Source organism: Stenotrophomonas sp. SrG, assembly GCF_050031795.1.
Taxonomy (GTDB): domain Bacteria; phylum Pseudomonadota; class Gammaproteobacteria; order Xanthomonadales; family Xanthomonadaceae; genus Stenotrophomonas; species Stenotrophomonas rhizophila_A.
In genome coordinates, this window is the sequence record NZ_JBNBBE010000454.1 from 1 (window position 1) to 256 (window position 256).

Below are 256 nucleotides of genomic sequence, written 5' to 3' on the forward strand. Positions count from 1 at the left end.
CTGCTGCCCGGGCAGGCCGCACCGGTCCACCAGCGCGCCAAGCGTACGTACCGCCAGGCCCAGGTTGCCAACGTCCGAATAGGCGGTGTTCTGGCGGCAGAACGGGATGCGGACGCCACCGAGACTGGCGACGGGACGAGCGTTGGGCATGGAGATACCTGGCATGGGAGGGGTGTCTGCACCATGGCCTGCACGACGGAGCAGGCATAATGGGGCCAAGTGTAGCTGCCGCCCTGTGATGGGCCAACTGTGAACA

1 pseudogene is annotated in these 256 nt (G+C 66.4%); it reads right to left on the bottom strand.

From position 1 onward, the window contains the following. Window positions 1–165 (bottom strand): annotated as a pseudogene (locus ACQG3P_RS20460) (acetyl-CoA C-acetyltransferase); the annotation flags it as partial. Window positions 166–256: the final 91 nt, after the last annotated feature.